Consider the following 18,822-nt stretch of genomic DNA (forward strand, 5'->3'; position numbering starts at 1 on the left):
ACGTACGTTGATCCCTATGCGTACAGTGTGCGCAAGAAGAGAACGTCGTACGCACCCGAGGAGCAGGACATGACTTTCGACCGCACCCGCTGGCAGGCCCGGTTCGACGAGCTGCGCGCGGCACACCAGGTGCCCGGCGCCACGCTCGCCGTGCTGGCCGACGGCGAGATCCACGAGCTGGCCAGCGGTGTGCTGCACCGCGGCACCGGCGTGGCGGCCACCACCGACTCGGTGTTCCAGCTCGGGTCGGTGACCAAGGTGCACACCGCGACCCTGGTCATGCAGCTCGCCGACGCCGGGCTGCTGGACCTCGACGCGCCGGTTCGCGAGGTGCTGCCGGACTTCGCGGTGGCCGACGCCGAGGCGACCAAGACCGTCACCCCGCGCCAATTGCTCACCCACACCAGCGGCATCAGCGGCGACTTCACCCTGGACACCGGCCGCGGCGACGACTGCCTCGCCCGCTACGTCGACGCGTGCCACGAAGTCACCCAGGACGTGACCTCCGGCGCGGCGATCTCCTACAGCAGCACCGGGTACAACGTCCTCGGCCGGATCATCGAGGTGCTCACCGGCCAGACCTGGGACGACGCGCTCAGGGACCGCCTGCTCACCCCGCTCGGCATGACCAGCTCGGTCACCCTGCCCGAGGACGTCCTGCGGTTCCGCGCCGCGATGGGTCACGAAGGCGACGAGCCGATGCCGTCGTGGACGCTGATCCCGCGCTCGGGCGGTCCCTACGGCGGCACGCTGTGCTCCACCGCCGCCGACGTGGTCCGGCTGGCCCGCGTGCACCTCGACGGCGGCACCGCACCGGACGGCACCCGGGTGCTCGACGCGGGGACCGTGGCCGAAATGCAGCGGCACGCGGTCGATGTACCGGACCGGTGGACGGTCAGCTCCGACGGCTGGGGCCTGGGCTGGACGCTCTACGACTGGGACGGCGTCACCGGCTACGGCCACGACGGCGCGGCCACCGGCCAGTACTCCTACCTCCGGGTGTTCCCGCGGGCCGGGGTGATCGCCGTGCTGCTGGCCAACGGCGGTCACTCCCGGCACCTCTACGCGGACCTCTTCGGCGAGCTGCTCGGCGAACTGGCCGGCGCGCGGATGCCCGCCGCCTTCGGCGTCGCCGAGCAGCCGCCGGTGGTCGACTTCGGCCGCTACCACGGCACCTACCTGCGCGAGGGCGTGGAGCTGACCGTGTCCGAGCGCGACGGCAAGCCGCACCTGCGGTACGCCTTCGTCGGCGGCATGGCGCACTTCGCGCCGCCGATGGAGCTGGACCTGGTGCCGGTTTCGGAGACCGTGTTCGCCGCGCCCGGACTCGGGGCCTTCGCCGGGGACTGGATGCCGATCGTGTTCAGCACCCTGCCCGACGGCACCCTCTGCCTCTACTCCGGCATGCGGGCCGCCCCACGGGCCTGATCAGTCGACGCAGGGGGCGGCGCCACCCGGACCGCCGCTCCCCGGGGCACCGGCGAAGAATCCGTCCACAAAGGACTTCACCGCCACCGGGTCCACCTCCAGCACCGAACCGGCACCGGTCTCCGCGGACCCGCGCACGGGGATCACCGCCATGTCGCCTGCCGCATCGACCCGGGCGGCGAAGTCCGCGAGGTCCCAGTCCGGATCGGTGCGCAGGTTGCCTGCCGCCAGCTTCGTGAAGTCCATTGTGGACCCGGCGAGCTTCGTGGTCAGGTTCTGCAGGAACACGCGCTGCCGGGCGGTCCGGTCGAGGTCACCGTTGGGCAGCCCGGCCCGTTGCCGCAGGAAAGCCAGCGCGTCGCCGCCGGAGAGGGTCTGCTTCCCGGCCGGGAACCGCGCCCCGCTGTGTGGATCGTCGGCCGGATTCCGCAGGCAGACCTCGACCCCGCCGACGGCGTCGCTCAGCCGGACGAACCCCGCCGCGTCGAGCACCGCGTGGTGGCCGGGCCGCACCCCGGTCAGCGCCTGCACCGCCTCGACCAGGCCGTCGGCGCCCCGGGCGGCGAAGGTCTGGCTCAGCTTCTCCTCGCCCGTCCACGTGTCGCGGGGCAGGGAAACCGCACGCAGTACCCCCTGCGTGTCCAGCCGGGCCAGCAGGATCGCGTCGGCCCGTCCCGATTCGTCCACCCCGATCAGCAGGACGTCCGTCTCGGCGGGTGCCGCGGCGACCGGCGCGTCCGGGGTGGCGGACGGTCCGGCGACCAGAAAGGCCGTGACGAGCCCGGCGGCCACCACGAGCGCGGCCGCCACCACCGGCAGGACCGGGCGGCGGCGCTTCTGCCGCATCCCGGCCAGCACCTCCTCGGCGGGCGGCGCCTGCCCCGCCTGGTCGGCGATCGCCTGGCGGATCAGCTGTTCGTCGGTCATCGCGGCACCTCCGCTGGGATCCGGGCGTCCGCGCGCAGCGTGGCGAGCGCGCGGGAGATGTGGCTGCGCACGGTGCTTTCCGTGCAGCCGAGTACCTGGGCGATCTCCTGGTCCGTGCAGTCCTCGTAGAAGCGCAGCACGATGGCCGCGCGCTGGCGGCGCGGCAGCACCGCGATCCGGGCGCGCATGGCGTCGCGCTCGGCGTGCCGGACCGCCGGGTCGCCCGCCGGCGGGGTCAGCGCGTCGAGGGTGCCCATGGAGGACGCGATGTCCCTGGCGGCACGGCGGTGGCGCCACGACAGGTACTCGTTGGTCACCATCCGCTTGACATAGAGGTAGGGCGCGTCCATCTGCTCGATCCGGGACCAGCGGCGCTGCACGCGCAGCAGCACGTCCTGCACGATGTCCTGGGCGAGGTGGCGGTCGCAGGTCACCGCGGTGGCGTACCGCAGCAGCCGATCGAGCCGATCGGCGGCGAACTGGTCGAATCCGTCCGGCACCACAGCTCCCTTCTGCCTGGTTCGAGTGGGGCGAACGGGAAACCCCGGCAGAGGCCCGGATTGTTGAACACTGTGACCGGCGTCACGCCGGGCGGTACCAGACCTCCGGCCTGCCGACCTGCCCGTAGTGCGGTTCCCGCCGGGCCAGGCCGCTGTCGGCCAGGTACTCCAGGTACCGCCGCGCGGTCACGCGCGACACCCCGACCACCGTGGCCGCCGCGCCCGCGGACAGCCCCTCCCCCGCGGTGGCCAGCGCCTCGGTGATCGTCTCCAGCGTCTGCGCGCTCATGCCCTTGGGCAGCGCGTGGTGGTCCGGCGAGCGCAGGGTCGCCAGCACACCGTCCACATCGGCCTGTCCGCTGACCTCGCCGGACTCGGTGAACCGGTCGCGGAACCGCGCGTACCGCTCCAGTTTCTCCCGCAGTGAGGCAAAGGTGAACGGCTTGAGCAGGTACTGCACCACGCCCACGGACACCGCCGCCTTGACCACGGCCAGGTCCCGCGCGGAGGTCACCGCGATCACGTCGACCGCGAGCCCGGCCGCCCGCAGCGCCCGGCACACCGCCAGGCCGTGGCTGTCAGGCAGGAAGAAGTCCAGTAGCACCAGGTCCACCGGCATCCGTTCGCAGGTCCGCAGCGCGTCCCCGCCGGAGTGCACCACGGCGACCACGGTGAAGCCCGCGACGCGCTCGACGTACCGCCGGTGCGCCTCGGCCACCACCGGATCGTCCTCGACCACCAGCACCCGGATCATGCCTCACCCCGCACCGGCAGCCGGACGGTGAACACCGCGCCGACGTCCCTGGAGATCCCGATCGTGCCGCCGTGGCGGCGCACCGCCTGCCCGGCCAGCGCGAGCCCCAGCCCGCGCCCGGCCGGTCCCTCGGCGGGTTTGCTCGTCCAGCCGCGGCGGAACACCTGCTCGGCGCTGGCCGGGTCGATGCCCGGCCCGGTGTCGGCGACCCTCAGCAGCAGTTCGCCGTGCTCCTGGCGCACGGTGACCGAGACCGTCGGCCTGCCCTGGCTCGCGCCGGCGATCGCCGCGTCGATCGCGTTGTCGACCAGGTTGCCGAGGATGGTCACCAGATCGCGCGTGTCCAGTCCGCCGGTGCCGGAGTCCATCGCGGTGTCCGGCGTGAGCACCAGTTCGGCACCGCGCTCGCTGGCCTCGGCGGCCTTTCCCAGCAGCAGGGCCGCGATCACCGGTTCGGAGACCGCGCCGACCACCTGATCGGTCAGCTGCTGCGCGATCTCCAGTTCGGCGGTGGCGAACCGCACGGCTTCCTCCGGCTCGCCCATCTCCACCAGCGACACCACCGTGTGCAGCCGGTTCGCCGACTCGTGGGCCTGCGACCGCAGCGACTCGGCGAAGCTGCGCACGGTATCCAGCTCACCGGTCAGCGTCTGCAACTGGGTGTGGTCGCGAAGGGTCACCACGCTGCCGAGCGAGCGCTCACGCGACCGCACCGGCTGCGCGCTGAGCAGCAGCACGCCGGTTTCGGTCACGTGGATCTCGTCGGCCCGCGGTTCGCCGGAGAGCAGCGCGGCGGTCAATTCCTCGGGCAGCCCGGCCTCGGCGACCGGGGTGCCCTGTACCTCCGGCGGCAGGTCGAGCAGGGTCCGCGCGCCGTCGTTGATCAGCGCGATCTTCCCGCGGGAATCGATCAGCACCAGCCCTTCGCGGACGGCGTGCAGCACGGCCTCGTGGTAGTCGAACATCGCGCTCAGTTCGGCGGGCGCCACCCCCCGCGTCTGCCGTTTGAGCCGCGCGCTCACCAGCAGGCTGGCGGTGAACCCGACCGCGAGCACCAGCCCGGCCACGGCGAGCACGGTGACCACCCGCTCGCGCAGTTCCGCGCTGATCGTGCTGACCGTGATGCCGACGCTCACCAGCGCGATCACCCGCCCCGGCTCGGCTTCCACCGGCACCACCACGCGCATGGACGGCCCCAGCGTGCCGGTGTAGGTCTCGGTGAAGGTCTCGCCCCGCAGCGCGGCGGCGGTGTTGCCGACGAACGGCTGCCCGATCAGCGCCGGGTTCGGGTGCGTGTACCGGATGCCGCCGGTGTCCATGATCGTGATGAAGTCGACCCCGGTGTCCGCGCGGACCCGCTCGGCGAACGGCTGCAGCACCCCGCTCGGCTCCGGGCCGAGCACCGCGGTCCGCACGCTCGGCGAGTCCGCGACGGTGACCGCGACCGCGGTGACCTCCTCGACCGCCCGGTCCTCGGTGGCCCGTTCGGCGTCCACATAGGCCAGTGTCACCCCGCCGCCGACCAGCACCGCGACCAGCACCACCTGCACGAGCAGGAGCTGGCGCGCGAGGCTCCACCGGTTCGACACGCCCACATACCAGCACACCCGCCGCGCGGGGCGTCGATGTGGCGCGGTTCGTGAACGAAATGAACACAACCGTGACGCCGCTCACCCGGGTGCGCATAGTCACCGGAAACCTTGACGCAACCTGGAGGCAACGGTGCCATCACCGACGACCACAGCCGGTTCGGCTCCGCCCGCCCCGCGCCGGGACCGGATGCACTACCTCTACCTCGCCGTGATCGCGGCCGTCGTGCTCGGCGTGGTCCTCGGTTTCGCCGCGCCGGACGTGGCCAAGGAGCTCAAGCCGCTCGGCACCGGGTTCGTGAACCTGATCAAGATGATGATCTCGCCGATCATCTTCTGCACGATCGTGCTCGGCATCGGCTCGGTGGCCAAGGCCGCCAGCGTCGGCAAGGTCGGCCTGATGGCCATCGTGTACTTCCTCGCGATGTCCACCTTCGCGCTGGCGATCGGCCTGGTCGTCGGCAACATCCTCCACCCCGGCGAGGGCTTGAGCCTGACGCCGGAAGCCGCCGCGAAGGCACAGCAGCAGGCGGAAGGTTCCGAGGGCACCGTCGACTTCCTGCTCGGCATCATCCCGGAAAGCCTGGTTTCGGCGTTCACCGAAGGTTCAGTGCTGCAGACGCTGCTGGTCGCCCTGCTCACCGGGTTCGCGCTGCAGAAGATGGGCCGCGTGGGCGAGCCGGTGCTGCGCGGCATCGAGCACATCCAGCGGCTGGTGTTCCGGATCCTGGCGATGATCATGTGGGCCGCGCCGATCGGCGCGTTCGGCGCCATCGCCGCGGTGGTCGGCGAAACCGGCTGGGACGCGCTGAAGAGCCTCGCGGTGATCATGCTCGGCTTCTACGCCACCTGCCTGCTGTTCGTGTTCGTCGTGCTGGGCTCGGTGCTGTGGTTCGGCGCCCGGGTCAACCTGTTCTCGCTGCTGCGTTACCTCGGCCGCGAGTTCCTGCTGATCGTGTCGACCTCGTCCTCGGAATCGGCGCTGCCGCGGCTGATCGCGAAGATGGAGCACCTCGGGGTGAGCAAGCCGGTCGTCGGCATCACCGTGCCCACCGGGTACTCGTTCAACCTCGACGGCACCGCGATCTACCTGACCATGGCGACGCTGTTCATCGCCACCGCGCAAGGTAGCCCGCTGCCGGTCACCGAGCAGATCTCGCTGCTGGTGTTCATGATCATCGCCTCCAAGGGCGCGGCCGGGGTCAGTGGCGCCGGCATCGCCACGCTGGCCGGTGGCCTGCAGTCGCACCGCCCCGAACTGGTCGACGGCGTCGGTTTCATCCTCGGCATCGACCGGTTCATGTCCGAAGCCCGCGCGGTGACCAACTTCGCCGGCAACGCGGTGGCCACCGTGCTGATCGGCTCGTGGACCAAGGAGTTCGACCGCACCCAGGCACAGCGGGTGTTCGGCGGGGACGACCCGTTCAACGAAGCCACCCTGATCGACGACCACAAACCCGCCGGCGGCGACGAAGCCACGCCGCCGCAGCGGGAGCCCGCGGCGGTCAACTAGCCCGCCCGTCGCCCACCACCACCCTCAACGGAGCGCTCCGCGCCAGAGTCCAACCGCCGCCCTGACGCGGTCGCGAGCTTCCCCCAGGGCTCGCGACCGCGTCAGCCTTTGTCCGACACGAATTCCAGCAGTCGCTCGACCGTCCGCTCCGGCTGCTCCCCCACCAGCGCGTGCGTCGCCTCCGGCCACAACTCCACCTCGGCCCGCGGGAACAACGTCCGCGCCCGCTCGGCCGCCACCTCCGGGTCGTGCACCACGCTCCGGCCGCCGATCAGGGCGAAAACCGGTAGCCGGACCGACCGCAGCACACCGTCGTCCGGATAAGCGAGAGGCGGCAAGCCGGTCCGGAACTCGCTCATCCCGGCGAGCAGCACCTTCGCCGCGGGCACGTCCATCGACGGCGGATTGCCCGAGCACCAGCGCAGGAACCGCTTCATCAGCGCGTCGCCCGGCCAGAGGAACGCGATCGTCGCCCCGGCGTAGAAGCGCTTGGTCAGCTTGCCGAGGGTGTTCGCCGGGTCGAACAACGCGATCGAGGCGAGCCTGCCGGGGAAGTGCCGCGCCTGGTTCAGCGTCTGCCAGCCACCGGCGGACAACCCCGCGAGGTGGAAGCCGTCCAGCCCCAGTTCCTCGAACACGTCCTCCAGCGCCCTGGCGCGCTCGGCGCCGTCGCGCATCGGCGAGGTCTGCACGCTGCGCCCCGGCTCGCCGAGCGTGTCCACGGTGTAGACGGTGCGCTCGGCGATGAGGCCGGGAAGATTGGGCGCCCACATCGCCGAACTCGCGTGCGAGCCGTGCAGCAGCACGATGGGCGCGCCGCCCGCCGAGCCGTAGCGGTAGACGCGCACCGTGCCGTACCGGCTCGGCACGTCCAGTTCCGTGCGCTCCGGCGGGCACTCCCGCATCGCCTCGTCATACGCCGCGAAGTAGCGGGCGCGCCCCTCGACCGTGGTGAAATGACCGACTCTCCCCATGGAGCCAGTCAATCACCTCCCGGTGACCGTGCCCACCCGTTCGGCAAGGCCACGGCGGCCGCGGCGCATCATCAGCGCGTGGTTCGCCCGGAACACCGGCGCCGCCACCGGCGAGAGCAGCCGCAGCAGCGGTTTGTTCACCACCACCTGCTGGGTGATGTCCAGCCGGGTGCCGCCGTCCTGCGCGGAGAGCAGGCAGCCGAGCGAACCCTCGAGGTCCCCGCCGAGGTCCACCAGCAGCCTGCCGTCGCGCTCGTTCTCCTCGACCCTGGTCATGGTGATCCTCAGCTCGTACGGCAATCGCGCGCGGCAGAGGAGCTCCGCGGTGTCGTCGGCCACCTGCCGCACCGATCGCACATCCGGCCACCACTCGGAATAGGCAGCCAGATCGACCAGTGCGGCGAACACCGGCCGCACCGGAGCCTCCACCAGCCAGACGTCGCGAAACCGGTAGTTGTTCACCCGCACGCGGCCATTATGGACAGATCCGCCCGATCATTCAGCCGATCGGCAGGATTTCCCGGAGGAACTCGCCCGTGTAGCTGCCTTCGGTCTCGGCCACCTGCTCCGGCGTGCCCTCCGCGACCACCGTGCCGCCACCGGACCCGCCTTCGGGACCCATGTCGATCAGCCAGTCGGAGGTCTTGATCACATCCAGGTTGTGCTCGATCACGATCACCGAGTTGCCCTTGTCCACCAGGCCGTTGATCACGCCGAGCAGCTTGCGGATGTCTTCGAAGTGCAGCCCGGTGGTCGGCTCGTCGAGGATGTAGACCGTCTTGCCGGTCGAGCGCTTCTGCAGCTCGCTGGCCAGCTTGACCCGCTGCGCCTCACCGCCGGACAGCGTCGGCGCGGGCTGGCCGAGCCGGACGTACCCGAGGCCGACGTCGACCAGGGTCGCCAGGTGCCGGTGGATCGCCTTGATCGGCTCGAAGAACTCGGCGGCCTCCTCGATCGGCATGTCCAGCACGTCCGAGACGGTCTTGCCCTTGTAGTGCACCTCGAGCGTCTCGCGGTTGTACCGCGCGCCCTTGCACACCTCGCACGGCACGTAGACGTCCGGCAGGAAGTTCATCTCGATCTTGATCGTGCCGTCGCCCGCGCACGCTTCGCAGCGCCCGCCCTTGACGTTGAACGAGAACCGGCCCGGCTGGTAGCCGCGGACCTTGGCCTCGGTGGTGGCCGCGAACAGCTTGCGCACGTGGTCCCACACGCCGGTGTAGGTGGCCGGGTTCGACCGCGGGGTGCGCCCGATCGGCGACTGGTCGACGCGGACCAGCTTGTCCACGTTGTCCAGGCCCTTGATCCGGGTGTGCCTGCCGGGGACCTGGCGGGCACCGTTGAGCTTGTTCGCCAGCACCGTGGCCAGGATGTCGTTGACCAGCGTGGACTTGCCGGAGCCGGAGACCCCGGTGACCGAGACCAGGCAGCCGAGCGGGAAGGAGACTTCGAGCCCGCGCAGGTTGTGCTCGCGCGCGCCGACCACGGTCAGCTGGCGCTTGCGGTCGATCGGGCGCCGGATCTCCGGCACGGCGATCTCCCGGCGCTTGGACAGGTAGTCCCCGGTCAGCGACTGCTTGTTCTTCAGCAGCTTCTTGTACGGTCCACTGTGGACGATGTGGCCGCCGTGCTCGCCGGCGCCGGGGCCGATGTCGACCACCCAGTCGCTGGAGCGGATCGTGTCCTCGTCGTGCTCGACCACGATCAGCGTGTTGCCGAGGTCACGAAGCCGGGTCAGCGTCTCGATCAGCCGGTGGTTGTCGCGCTGGTGCAGGCCGATGGACGGCTCGTCCAGCACGTACAGCACGCCGACCAGGCCGGAGCCGATCTGCGTGGCCAGCCGGATGCGCTGCGCCTCGCCACCGGAGAGCGTGCCGGAGGCGCGGTCCAGCGAGAGGTAGTCGAGGCCGACGTCGAGCAGGAACTGCAGCCGCGCCTGGATTTCCTTGAGCACGGCACCGGCGATCATCGACTCGCGCTTGCCCAGCGACAGGCCGTTGAGGAACTCCGAAGCCTCGTCCACCGAGAGCGCGCAGACCTCGGCGATCGACCGGGGCCCGTGCGTGCGGTGCTCCAGGGTGACCGCGAGGATCTCCGGCTTGAGCCGCGTGCCCTGGCAGGTGGGGCACGGGACCTCGCGCATGTAGCCCTCGTACCGCTCGCGCATGTACTCGGACTCGGTCTGCTCCTGGCGGCGCTCGAGGAACGGGATGACGCCCTCGAAGTTGGCGTAGTAAGAACGCTGGCGGCCGTAGCGGTTGCGGTAGCGGACGTGCACCTGCTCGTCGACGCCGTGCAGCACGGCCTTCTGCGCCCGCGCGGGCAGCCGTCGCCACGGCGTGTCCATCCGGAAGCCGATGGTCTCGGCCAGCGATTCGAGCAGCCGCAGGAAGTACTCGGCGCTCTGGCCACCGGCCCACGGCGCCACCGCGCCCTCGCCGAGTGACAGCTCGTCGTCCGGCACCACCAGTTCCGGGTCGACCTCCTTGCGGATGCCGATGCCGGTGCACTCGGGGCAGGCGCCGTAGGGCGAGTTGAAGGAGAACGAGCGCGGCTCGAAGTCCTCGACGGCCAGCGGGTGGCCGTTGGGGCAGGCGAGGTGCTCGGAGAAGCCGCGGATGCGGTGCGTGTCGTGCTCGGGCAGGTCGACGAATTCCAGCTCGACCAGGCCGTCGGCCAGGCGCAGCGCGGTCTCGATGGAGTCGGTGAGGCGCTGCTTCGAGCCGGTCTTCACCGCCAGCCGGTCGATCACCACGCCGATCTCGTGCTTTTCCTGCTTCTTCAGCTTCGGCGGATCGGTCAGCGAGTGCACCGCGCCGTCCACCCGCACCCGCGAGTAGCCCTGCTGCTGCAGGTTGGCGAAGAGGTCGACGTACTCGCCCTTGCGGCCGCGGACCACCGGCGCGAGCACCTGGAAGCGGGTGCCCTGCTCCATCTCGAGCACCTGGTCGACGATCTGCTGCGGGGTCTGCTTGCTGATCGGCTCGCCGCACTTGGGGCAGTGGGGCTTGCCGGCGCGGGCGTAGAGCAGGCGGAGGTAGTCGTAGACCTCGGTGATGGTGCCCACCGTCGAGCGCGGGTTGCGCGAGGTGGACTTCTGGTCGATCGACACCGCGGGTGAGAGGCCCTCGATGAAGTCGACGTCGGGCTTGTCCATCTGACCGAGGAACTGCCGGGCGTAGGCCGAGAGTGACTCAACGTAACGCCGCTGGCCCTCGGCGAAGATCGTGTCGAAGGCAAGGCTGGACTTGCCCGAACCGGACAGGCCGGTGAACACGATCAAGCTGTCCCGCGGGAGGTCGATGTCGACACCGCGGAGGTTGTGCTCACGGGCACCGCGAACAACGAGGCGATCTGCCACGCGAGGTCCCTTCACTGGATTCGGAACGGCCGGGTGTGAGGCGGCCGCCTCCATGCTAGGTCGCACCACCGACAATTTCGGATCGTGGAGGTCCTGCCTGGTGGGGCTGCGAATTCGCGCCGGGTTCGAGGGTACGTGCCCCCGCGCGGCGGGTTCGATGGGGTGAGGTGATTCGTACTAGAGTTCGACGCGTGAACGTCGTGGACACCTACACCGGCCATGTCGAACCGGGCGGCGACGCCGCCCGGCGGACCCTGCCGAAGCTGACCATCACCAAGCTGTCGGTCGGGCCGATGGACAACAACGCGTACCTGCTGATCTGCCGGTCCAGCGGAGAGGCCCTGCTGATCGACGCGGCGGCCGACCCGGAGCGCATTTCGGACCTGATCGGCCACGGCCCGGACCGCCCGGCGTTACGCACCGTGGTCACCACGCACCAGCACGCCGACCACTGGCAGGCACTGGGCGCGGTGGCCGGCGCGAACGGCTCGAACACCGCCGCCCACCCCGCCGACGCCGAACCGCTGCCCGTCCCGCCCGACTTCCTCGTCGAACACGGCGACACCCTGACGGTCGGCGAGAGTGTGCTCGAAGTCATCCACCTGCGCGGTCACACCCCGGGCTCCATCGCCCTGCTCTACCGGGACCCCGCAGGCCCCCCACACCTCTTCACCGGCGATTCCCTCTTCCCGGGAGGCGTAGGACGGACGACCACGCCTGAGGACTTCACTTCCTTGATCGACGACGTGACATCACGGGTGTTCGACGAGTTGCCGGACGAGACGTGGTTCTACCCGGGTCACGGGGACGACTCGACCCTCGGAGAGCAGCGCCCACACCTGAACGAATGGCGCGAGCGCGGCTGGTGAGTTAAGCGACGCGGGCTGCCACGTGCACTTTGACATGCCTTCGACACTGTTCAGACAGCAACGACTTCGACCATGTTGCCCAAGCCTTTGAAATCGTCCGCGTTGCGGGTGTAGAGCGGCAACTGTCGCGAGGACGCGATGGCGGCGATCATCAGATCCATCCGGCGAGGCCGAGGGTCTCGCTTCGCCGAGAGAACCAGCGCCACCAATGTTCCGTAGCGGGCGGCCGCCTCACCGTCGAACGGCAGCGGCACGAAGTCGACGATGGCGGCACCGAGTTTCTCGGTGCGCGCCGCACGGACGGCGACGTCCTTTGCCATCGCCACGCCCTGATGCAGTTCAGCCATGGTGACAGCGGTGAGTTCGGGAATCTCGGGTAGTACAGCAGGATCGAGCAGGCCAAGGTCGATATAAGTACAGGTGTCGAGCACGCCCGCCTCGTGACGTTCAGTCACGAGATCGCTCCCACGCGTCATCAGAGTCCACACGATCGTCGGTGCCGAAGAACTCATCGGCCTCCCGGCGCATCTGGGCAGCCTCGACCGTGGGCAACTTCCGATGCCGCTCCACCAACTCGTCGGCAGTGAGGCGACGCCTACGCGGTAGCGGCCGCAGCTCAGCCACTTCGACGCCGTTGCGAGTGACGTGGTAGATCTCGCCGGCCTCGACGGCGTCCATGACGGCAGCGGAGTTATTGCGGAACTCGCGCTGGGTGATCACCTTCATGAGACGAGTGTAGCCCCGTGTAGCTCGCCGAGCTACGCACAGCTGGCTCGCCGGCTTGACTGTCCTCGGACGAGCAGCGGTCGGCCGTACAGGCACACCCCAAGCCGACCGTGAAACCACCTCGTGCGCATTTCCTGTGCTTACCGTCCCAGACTGCACCCAGTGCACGAACAAGCACTATTCCTACGGCATCGGAGTGGAATCACGCCGGAAGCCACCTAGTCGATGATCTTGGATTTACCGTTGCCGACCAGAAGCTCTTGTTTCGGGGAGGTCGCGTGAATCTGAGCAGGCATGCCGCACGACTTGTGGAGCAAGAAGCGTCCGAGAGGCTGAGACGAGCTCTCCCCGATCTCACGCCCTTGCAACGACGGGTATTCGAAGGGCTGCTGGTCCGAACCGCGCAAAGCTGGTCACTTCTGCTGCGACGTGCTCTTCCCGTGAAAGACCACAGCAGAGCCGATGCGTTCCTGTTCGGTCCGACTGGCGTATACGCCGTGATCGTCGCCGAACAACCGCCTGACGCGGCCGCGGCTCAGGCGATACGCCGCCACGCCGAGGAGCGACTGGCCGGTATCCGTGATCATCGAGGCCAACTCCTCGCCGGCAGCGCCGTTCACCTGGTCCTCGTCACTGCCGGCCGGACCACTGGAAATTCGCACCGGAACGATCGGCCGTATTGGGCGGTGGATGAAACGAAGCTGAACGAACTTTTCCGGCGCGATCTGGCCCACCTCAATCGCAAGCAGATCACCGCGATCACCGAACAGGCAGCGCCACGCCTCGCTGACTACCTGCGATTGGCCGTCCCCAAACCGGAACGCGCGCCCGAGCCGGACGGGCTCCTCCTCGCCGAAGATCTCACCGCGGACCAGGTGGCGGCTGCCCAAACCCGGTCATTCGATTCCTGGCTGACCTTCCTGCACCCCCAGCAACTGGCGATCGTGACCCGGCGGTACAACGGCCCGGCCCGGATCAGCGGTCCGGCGGGCACCGGTAAGACCGTTGTCCTGCTACACCGGCTCCGGCACTTGGCGAGGCATGCGCCGGGTCCGCTGTTGCTCACGACCTTCGTGAAGAATCTCCCTCCGGTCACCGAAGCTTCCTTCCGGCGCCTGGCGCCGGAAGTCGCGGACCGGGTGGAGTTCATCAACCTGCACGCCTGGCTGGGCAGGTTCCTGACCGCCCGCGGCCATCGGCTCAACGTCAACTCCACCCAGATCCGAACCGCCTTTTCCCGTGCTTGGTCACACCACCGCGACGCACTGGAACCGATCGTTCCCCACCAGGAGTACTGCTGGACCGAAGTGGACCGGGTCATCAAGGGCCGTGGTATCACCTCGTTCGAGGAATACGTGGGCATCTCGCGGCGGGGTCGTGGGATGCGCCTGGCCCCGCGGCACAAAGAACTGTTCTGGCAGCTTTACCTGACCTATCAGGAGAAACTGGCCGAACGCGATCTCCACGACTACAACGACATGGTCAGCGTCGCGCATACCGAATTGTCGGAACGGCCGCTGGACGAGCCGTACGCCGCGGTGGCGGTGGACGAGGTCCAGGACATAACGCTGACCGGATTGCGGTTCCTCCGCGAGCTCGCCGGGGACGGCCCCGACCGGCTGTTGCTGGTCGGCGATGGACAGCAGCAGGTGTACCCCGGTGGCTGGCGTCTTTCCGACGCCGGGATCCCCATTCAGGGACGCGGTGAAGTGCTGCGGGTCAACTATCGCAACCGGGCCGAAGTGCTGGCTTTCGCCCAGCGCTTCGACGCGGACAACGAAGTCGACGACCTCGACGGCGCGAGCGGGGTCGCTCTGCTGGACGTCGAATCGGTGAACTCCGGTGGCACCACGCTGTCCTGGCGCGGCCCGGCAGCCGAACTCGGAGCAGCGTTGCGCACCCGAGTCGAGCAGCTTTCCGTGCCACTCGGGCAAACGGCACTCGTGGTGTTCCACCATCGAGACTTGTCCCTGTGCACCAAACCGTTGCGTGAGGCCGGGATTCCCATGACCCTGCTGGAACACTACCGCGGGGAAACGGATGACCGGCTGAAGGTCGGGACGGTGCATCGGGCCAAGGGGCTGGACTTCCAGGCCGTTCTGGTCGTCGATGTCCCGGACAAATCGGTCGAGAACGAACAGGAAGCCCGTGATCTGCGCAGTCGGCAGCGCCTGGTCGCCGCGACCCGCGCACGCGACTTCCTCTGGTGGGGCGTCGTTGCGGAAACCGAGCTCGATCGAGAGCCCGAACCGCCCACACCGCCCCCGGCCGTGGTGGAGTGCGTGCACGAGATGCCGATCGAGTGGTGCGGGACCTGCAAGAAGCCCCCACGCGGAGTCCTGCCTCGGGGCTATCGGACGCGGGGCGGCAACGCCTACCACAACGATCAGCACTGCAACTGGCTCCGGAAGGGCCAAAGCCGGTCAGAGCGCCAAGGCAAGAACGTGCACGACAAGGTTCCGGTCGCCTGGGCGGCGGTACGGCCAGGCGAACTCGAACCCTGCGAATTCTGCTGCACTCCCCAGTGGCTGAAGCGGCACGGTCACTGACCGCGGTTATTCGCGGCGGGCTCGGGCTCGGCGTTTTCCTTCGTGCATGGCTTGCACCCGGGCGATCGGGATGGTGTGGCCTTCTTCGACCAGGTCCGCGGGCAGGTGTTGCGGCTCGGGCATCTGCGCTGCCCAGGGGTCGGACTCGCCCAGTAGGGCCAGGGCGGTGCGCAGGGTGAAGTCGGCGGGTTTCACCCGGTCGAGGTCGTCCCAGGCGACGGGGAACGAGACCGGGGTGCCGGGGCGGAGGCGGGGGCTGTAGGCGGCGACCACGGTGGCGCCGCCGGATCGGGTGGAGTCCAGGAACACCTTGCCTTCCCGGTCTTCGCGGATGAACGCCGTGGTGGCGAGCACCGGGTCGATGCGTTCGGCGCGGGCGGCGACGGCGCGCGTCGCCGCGGCGACGTCGTCGATGGCTTGGGTGGGCGCGAGCGGCACGAAGATGTGCACGCCCTTCGAGCCGCTGGTCTTCACCACGCCCCGCAGGCCGTCGTTCGCCAGTGCCTCGCGGACCAGGAACGCCGCCCGCACCACCACGTCGAAGTGGTCGCCGGCGGGCGGGTCCAGGTCGAGCACGAGGTGCGTCGGGTGCGCGCGCTCCTCGGCGAGGCTGAGCGTCGGGTGGTACTCGACGGCCCGCTGGTTGGCGAACCACAGCAGGGTCGGCCGGTCATCGCAGAGCGCGTAGGAGACCTCGCGCTTCGAACTGTCCGCCCACAGCGCCACGGTCTTCACCCACTCCGGCGTGTTCTTCGGGACGTTCTTCTGCATGAACGGCGCCCGGCCGCGCAGCACGCGCACCACCGAAAGCGGCCTGCCGCGCAACCCGGGGATGATCCGGTCCGAGACGGCGTCGAGGTAGTCGACGAGGTCCCGTTTGGTCGCCCCCGACTCGTCGAAGAGCGGCTGATCCAGGTTGGTCAGCGGCACCCCGTCGCGCTCTTCGTCCGCAGCCATCGGCCCACCTCGTCCGGGTCAGGAAGTCCTGCGCACACGATAGGTCAGATGCTCGGCCGCCGGGGTCGACACGGAGGCGACACGGTCGAGCCGCACCGGCGCGTCCGGCGCGAAGAGCGGCGTGCCCCCGCCGAGCACCACCGGCGCGAGGTGCAGTACCAGCTCGTCCGCCAGCCCGGCCCGCAGGAACGCGCCGCAGGTCTCCCCGCCACCCATGATCACCACGTCCTTGCCGCCCGCGACGGCGTGCGCCTGTTCGAGCGCGCTTTCCAGGCCGTCGGTGACGAAGTTGAACCGGCGGCCCGACAACCGCACCTTCTCGGGCACCGAATGGGTGATCACGAAGACGGGTGGGGCGTCGCTCTGATCACGCTCCGCGCCGTAGCCGACCTCCTCGTTCCAGCCGGTCGGGCCGTCGATGAAGTCGAACAGGCGCCGGCCCATGATCACCGCGCCGGACCGCTCGTAGGCGGCGTCGAGCACCTCCTTGTCCCGCTTGCCCGAGCGCGCCCCCATCGCCCAGAGGTGCAGGTCGTCGCCGCCGATGCCGAGGCCGTGCTCGGTGTCCGGGTTCGGCCCGGTGACGTAACCGTCCAGCGACATGGAGATGTCCACGACCACCAGTCCTCTGGCCGGGCCGACCAGCGCCGCCAGGCGGTCCATCGAATCGCGGATGCCGTACTCCATCCCGCTCTCCACCGCGGTGTCACGGGCCTCGACGCTCGGGAAAACGCTGCGGTTGCGCAACCGGGTGCGGCCGCCGAGGTCCTCGAAGGTGGAGGACTCGAGGCTGACGCTGCCGGGCCACCCTTCGTACTCGAAGGTTTGAACAATCTGCTGGTTCGGCACCACCGTGTGGAAGACGCCGTTGAAGTAGTACTCGCCCTCGTTGTCGGTGTGCACGTAGCGGTAACGCCCTCCCGGGCGCGCGTCGAACTCGAGCACGCGGATTTCGACCTCGCGCGGCCCCATCCACCGCGCCAGCAGTTCCGGGTCGGTCGAGGCGCGGAACAGCAGCTGCGGCGGCGCGTCGAACTCGCGGACCACCTCGATGAACGGGGTGCCGGGCTGGGCGGTGATCGTCGTGCCGGTCATCCTTCGACTCCTTAGTCAACGAACTCGTTTATCAACGGATGCGTTGACCATAGGTGGCCCCGTCGAGCCAGTCAAGGAACAACCCGGGCGTGATGATCCCGTGACGCCATTCGGGTGACCTGCGGACCGGCTCGCGATTACCGTGTCCCGAATCCGGAGGACCGCGACGCAGGGAGGTGTCGGATGCCCGTGTTCCTGATCCGCCTCATCCGCCGCGCCCTCGGCTCGCGCGTCGGCCTGCCACCGCTGGCCGTGGCGCTCTCCGTGTTCGTCACCAGCTGGCCGTTGATGCTGCTGGCCGAGCCCGCCGGGAGCGAACTGGTCGAGCCGGCGAACTTCTGGTGGTGGTTCGTGGTCACCGCCTCGACGGTCGGCTACGGCGACTTCTACCCGGAGACCAGCTGGGGACACCTGGTCGGCGGCTATGTGATCATCGGCGGCATCGCCACGCTGACCACGCTGTTCGCCCAGCTGGCGTCCATGATCGAAAAACGGAGGGGACGGCGCATGCACGGTTCCGGCACGCTCGAGGTCGCCGGCCACATCGTGGTCCTCGGCTACACCCCCGGCCGCACCGAGCGCATCCTCGACGAACTGCATTCCGACGAATCCTTGCGCGCGGTGCTCGGCGCGTGGCCCGAGGTGGAGTCGAACCCGCTGCCGGAACGCACGGTGGAGTTCGTCCGCGGCGACCTGACTTCGGAAAGCGTGCTGCGGCGGGCTTGCGTGCACCGCGCCCGCGCCGTGCTCATCGACGCGCGTGACGACAACGAGGCGCTGGCCATGGCGGTGACCGTCGACCACCTGCAGACCCAGGCGCACGTGGTGGTCGCCCTGCGCGACCTCGACCGGGCGAAGCACTTCCGGTACGTCAGCGAGGCCATCCACTGCGTGCAGTGGCACAACCCGCACATGCTGACCGAGGAACTGCAGGATCCCGGCATCACTCAGGTCTACGAAGAACTGATGACCCACGGCGGCAACGGCAACACCTATTCACTGCGGCTGCCGGAGACCACGGCCTTCGGCGACTGCCAGACCGCGCTGGGCCGCCAGCACGACGCGACGGTGCTCGCCGCCCGCACCCCGGACGACCTGCTGGTGAGCCCGTCGTGGGACACGGCGCTGCCGGCCGGTTCGGTGCTCTATTTCGTGAGCCGGGAACGGATCAGCGAGGCGCAGTTGACCGCGGCCCTGCGCCGGCACCGCACCCGGGTCGCGAGCGAGTAGCACTCAAGGGTTGCTCTCCAGCTCGGCTTTCAGGTCGGTCAGCGCGGAGATCCGCTGCTCGGTGTACTTGTCGATCCAGCGGTTGTGGATGAGCCGGATGGGGACCGCGTTCAGGAAGTGGAGCTTTTCCCGGCCCGATCGCCGCGTGAGCACCAGGTTCGCCTCTTCGAGCACCTTGAGGTGCTTCATCACGCCGAACCGCGACATCTCCAGTTCCGACTCGAGCTCGGTGAGGGTGCGCCCGTCCCTGGCGAAGAGCAGGTCGAGCAGGAACCGGCGCGTCGGGTCGGCGAGCGCCTTGAACACCCGGTCGTCGTCGGTCATCCGCCCAGGATACGTGACCGATAAGT

17 protein-coding genes are annotated in these 18,822 nt (G+C 69.4%); 5 read left to right on the top strand and 12 right to left on the bottom strand.

Annotation, left to right across the window (positions count from 1 at the left end):
• Nucleotides 1–69 precede the first annotated feature (69 nt).
• Nucleotides 70–1,428 (top strand): serine hydrolase domain-containing protein, encoded by a 1,359-nt coding sequence (locus tag L3Q67_RS41145; protein WP_499186804.1) that lies wholly within the window; start codon nt 70–72, stop codon nt 1,426–1,428.
• Here the strand turns inward: L3Q67_RS41145 and L3Q67_RS41150 are convergent, their stop codons facing one another.
• From L3Q67_RS41150 to L3Q67_RS41165, 4 genes are all read right to left on the bottom strand, one after another.
• Entirely contained in the window at nt 1,429–2,355 is a 927-nt protein-coding gene (locus tag L3Q67_RS41150) for an LCP family protein (RefSeq protein WP_499186805.1), read from the bottom strand.
• Nucleotides 2,352–2,855: a SigE family RNA polymerase sigma factor gene (locus L3Q67_RS41155; RefSeq protein ID WP_499186806.1), complete on the bottom strand. Its 504-nt coding sequence runs from the start codon at nt 2,853–2,855 to the stop codon at nt 2,352–2,354. Before L3Q67_RS41155 ends, L3Q67_RS41150 begins: the two co-directional genes overlap by 4 nt.
• An 82-nt stretch (nt 2,856–2,937) precedes the next feature.
• Nucleotides 2,938–3,609: a response regulator gene (locus tag L3Q67_RS41160; RefSeq protein ID WP_499186807.1), complete on the bottom strand. Its 672-nt coding sequence runs from the start codon at nt 3,607–3,609 to the stop codon at nt 2,938–2,940.
• The gene (locus L3Q67_RS41165) at nt 3,606–5,198 is read right to left on the bottom strand and encodes a sensor histidine kinase (protein ID WP_499186808.1); all 1,593 of its coding nucleotides are present in this window, start codon (nt 5,196–5,198) and stop codon (nt 3,606–3,608) included. Before L3Q67_RS41165 ends, L3Q67_RS41160 begins: the two co-directional genes overlap by 4 nt.
• A 190-nt stretch (nt 5,199–5,388) precedes the next feature.
• Here L3Q67_RS41165 and L3Q67_RS41170 point away from each other — a divergent pair, with 190 nt between their 5' ends.
• Nucleotides 5,389–6,711, top strand: coding sequence for a cation:dicarboxylase symporter family transporter (locus tag L3Q67_RS41170; protein WP_499191769.1), 1,323 nt, complete (start codon nt 5,389–5,391; stop codon nt 6,709–6,711).
• A 101-nt stretch (nt 6,712–6,812) separates the two neighbouring features.
• Here L3Q67_RS41170 and L3Q67_RS41175 read toward each other — a convergent pair whose 3' ends face one another.
• The 3 genes from L3Q67_RS41175 to uvrA are packed head-to-tail and all read right to left on the bottom strand — an operon-like array spanning nt 6,813 to nt 11,046.
• Nucleotides 6,813–7,685, bottom strand: coding sequence for an alpha/beta fold hydrolase (locus L3Q67_RS41175; RefSeq protein WP_499186809.1), 873 nt, complete (start codon nt 7,683–7,685; stop codon nt 6,813–6,815).
• A gap of 12 nt (nt 7,686–7,697) precedes the next feature.
• On the bottom strand, nt 7,698–8,153 hold the full coding sequence (locus tag L3Q67_RS41180; protein ID WP_499186810.1) for an SRPBCC family protein: 456 nt from the start codon (nt 8,151–8,153) through the stop codon (nt 7,698–7,700).
• A gap of 31 nt (nt 8,154–8,184) precedes the next feature.
• A complete protein-coding gene (gene uvrA, locus L3Q67_RS41185; RefSeq protein ID WP_499186811.1) occupies nt 8,185–11,046 on the bottom strand; it encodes an excinuclease ABC subunit UvrA in 2,862 nt (953 codons plus the stop codon).
• Between the two features lie 191 nt (nt 11,047–11,237).
• Between uvrA and L3Q67_RS41190 the strand changes: the two genes are divergently transcribed.
• On the top strand, nt 11,238–11,915 hold the full coding sequence (locus L3Q67_RS41190; RefSeq protein ID WP_499186812.1) for an MBL fold metallo-hydrolase: 678 nt from the start codon (nt 11,238–11,240) through the stop codon (nt 11,913–11,915).
• Between the two features lie 50 nt (nt 11,916–11,965).
• Here L3Q67_RS41190 and L3Q67_RS41195 read toward each other — a convergent pair whose 3' ends face one another.
• Both L3Q67_RS41195 and L3Q67_RS41200 read right to left on the bottom strand, forming a co-directional pair.
• On the bottom strand, nt 11,966–12,370 hold the full coding sequence (locus L3Q67_RS41195) for a type II toxin-antitoxin system VapC family toxin (RefSeq protein ID WP_499186813.1): 405 nt from the start codon (nt 12,368–12,370) through the stop codon (nt 11,966–11,968).
• Nucleotides 12,363–12,641, bottom strand: coding sequence for a type II toxin-antitoxin system Phd/YefM family antitoxin (locus tag L3Q67_RS41200; RefSeq protein ID WP_499186814.1), 279 nt, complete (start codon nt 12,639–12,641; stop codon nt 12,363–12,365). The genes L3Q67_RS41195 and L3Q67_RS41200 overlap by 8 nt, the downstream gene beginning before the upstream one ends.
• Before the next feature lie 440 nt (nt 12,642–13,081).
• On the opposite strand from L3Q67_RS41200, the gene L3Q67_RS41205 reads away from it, so the two are divergent.
• On the top strand, nt 13,082–15,190 hold the full coding sequence (locus L3Q67_RS41205; protein ID WP_499186815.1) for a UvrD-helicase domain-containing protein: 2,109 nt from the start codon (nt 13,082–13,084) through the stop codon (nt 15,188–15,190).
• A gap of 6 nt (nt 15,191–15,196) precedes the next feature.
• Here the strand turns inward: L3Q67_RS41205 and ligD are convergent, their stop codons facing one another.
• Both ligD and L3Q67_RS41215 read right to left on the bottom strand, forming a co-directional pair.
• Nucleotides 15,197–16,147, bottom strand: coding sequence for a DNA polymerase domain-containing protein (ligD, locus tag L3Q67_RS41210; protein WP_499186816.1), 951 nt, complete (start codon nt 16,145–16,147; stop codon nt 15,197–15,199).
• 18 nt (nt 16,148–16,165) lie between these two features.
• The gene (locus L3Q67_RS41215; protein ID WP_499186817.1) at nt 16,166–17,242 is read right to left on the bottom strand and encodes an SRPBCC domain-containing protein; all 1,077 of its coding nucleotides are present in this window, start codon (nt 17,240–17,242) and stop codon (nt 16,166–16,168) included.
• A 183-nt stretch (nt 17,243–17,425) separates the two neighbouring features.
• On the opposite strand from L3Q67_RS41215, the gene L3Q67_RS41220 reads away from it, so the two are divergent.
• Complete coding sequence (locus tag L3Q67_RS41220) at nt 17,426–18,472, top strand: potassium channel family protein (RefSeq protein ID WP_499186818.1); 1,047 nt, start codon at nt 17,426–17,428, stop codon at nt 18,470–18,472.
• Nucleotides 18,473–18,475: 3 nt separating this feature from the next.
• Here the strand turns inward: L3Q67_RS41220 and L3Q67_RS41225 are convergent, their stop codons facing one another.
• The gene (locus L3Q67_RS41225; protein ID WP_499186819.1) at nt 18,476–18,796 is read right to left on the bottom strand and encodes an ArsR/SmtB family transcription factor; all 321 of its coding nucleotides are present in this window, start codon (nt 18,794–18,796) and stop codon (nt 18,476–18,478) included.
• Nucleotides 18,797–18,822 lie beyond the last annotated feature (26 nt).

This window comes from Saccharothrix sp. AJ9571 (assembly GCF_021725495.1).
In the GTDB taxonomy this organism is placed as follows: domain Bacteria; phylum Actinomycetota; class Actinomycetes; order Mycobacteriales; family Pseudonocardiaceae; genus Amycolatopsis; species Amycolatopsis magusensis.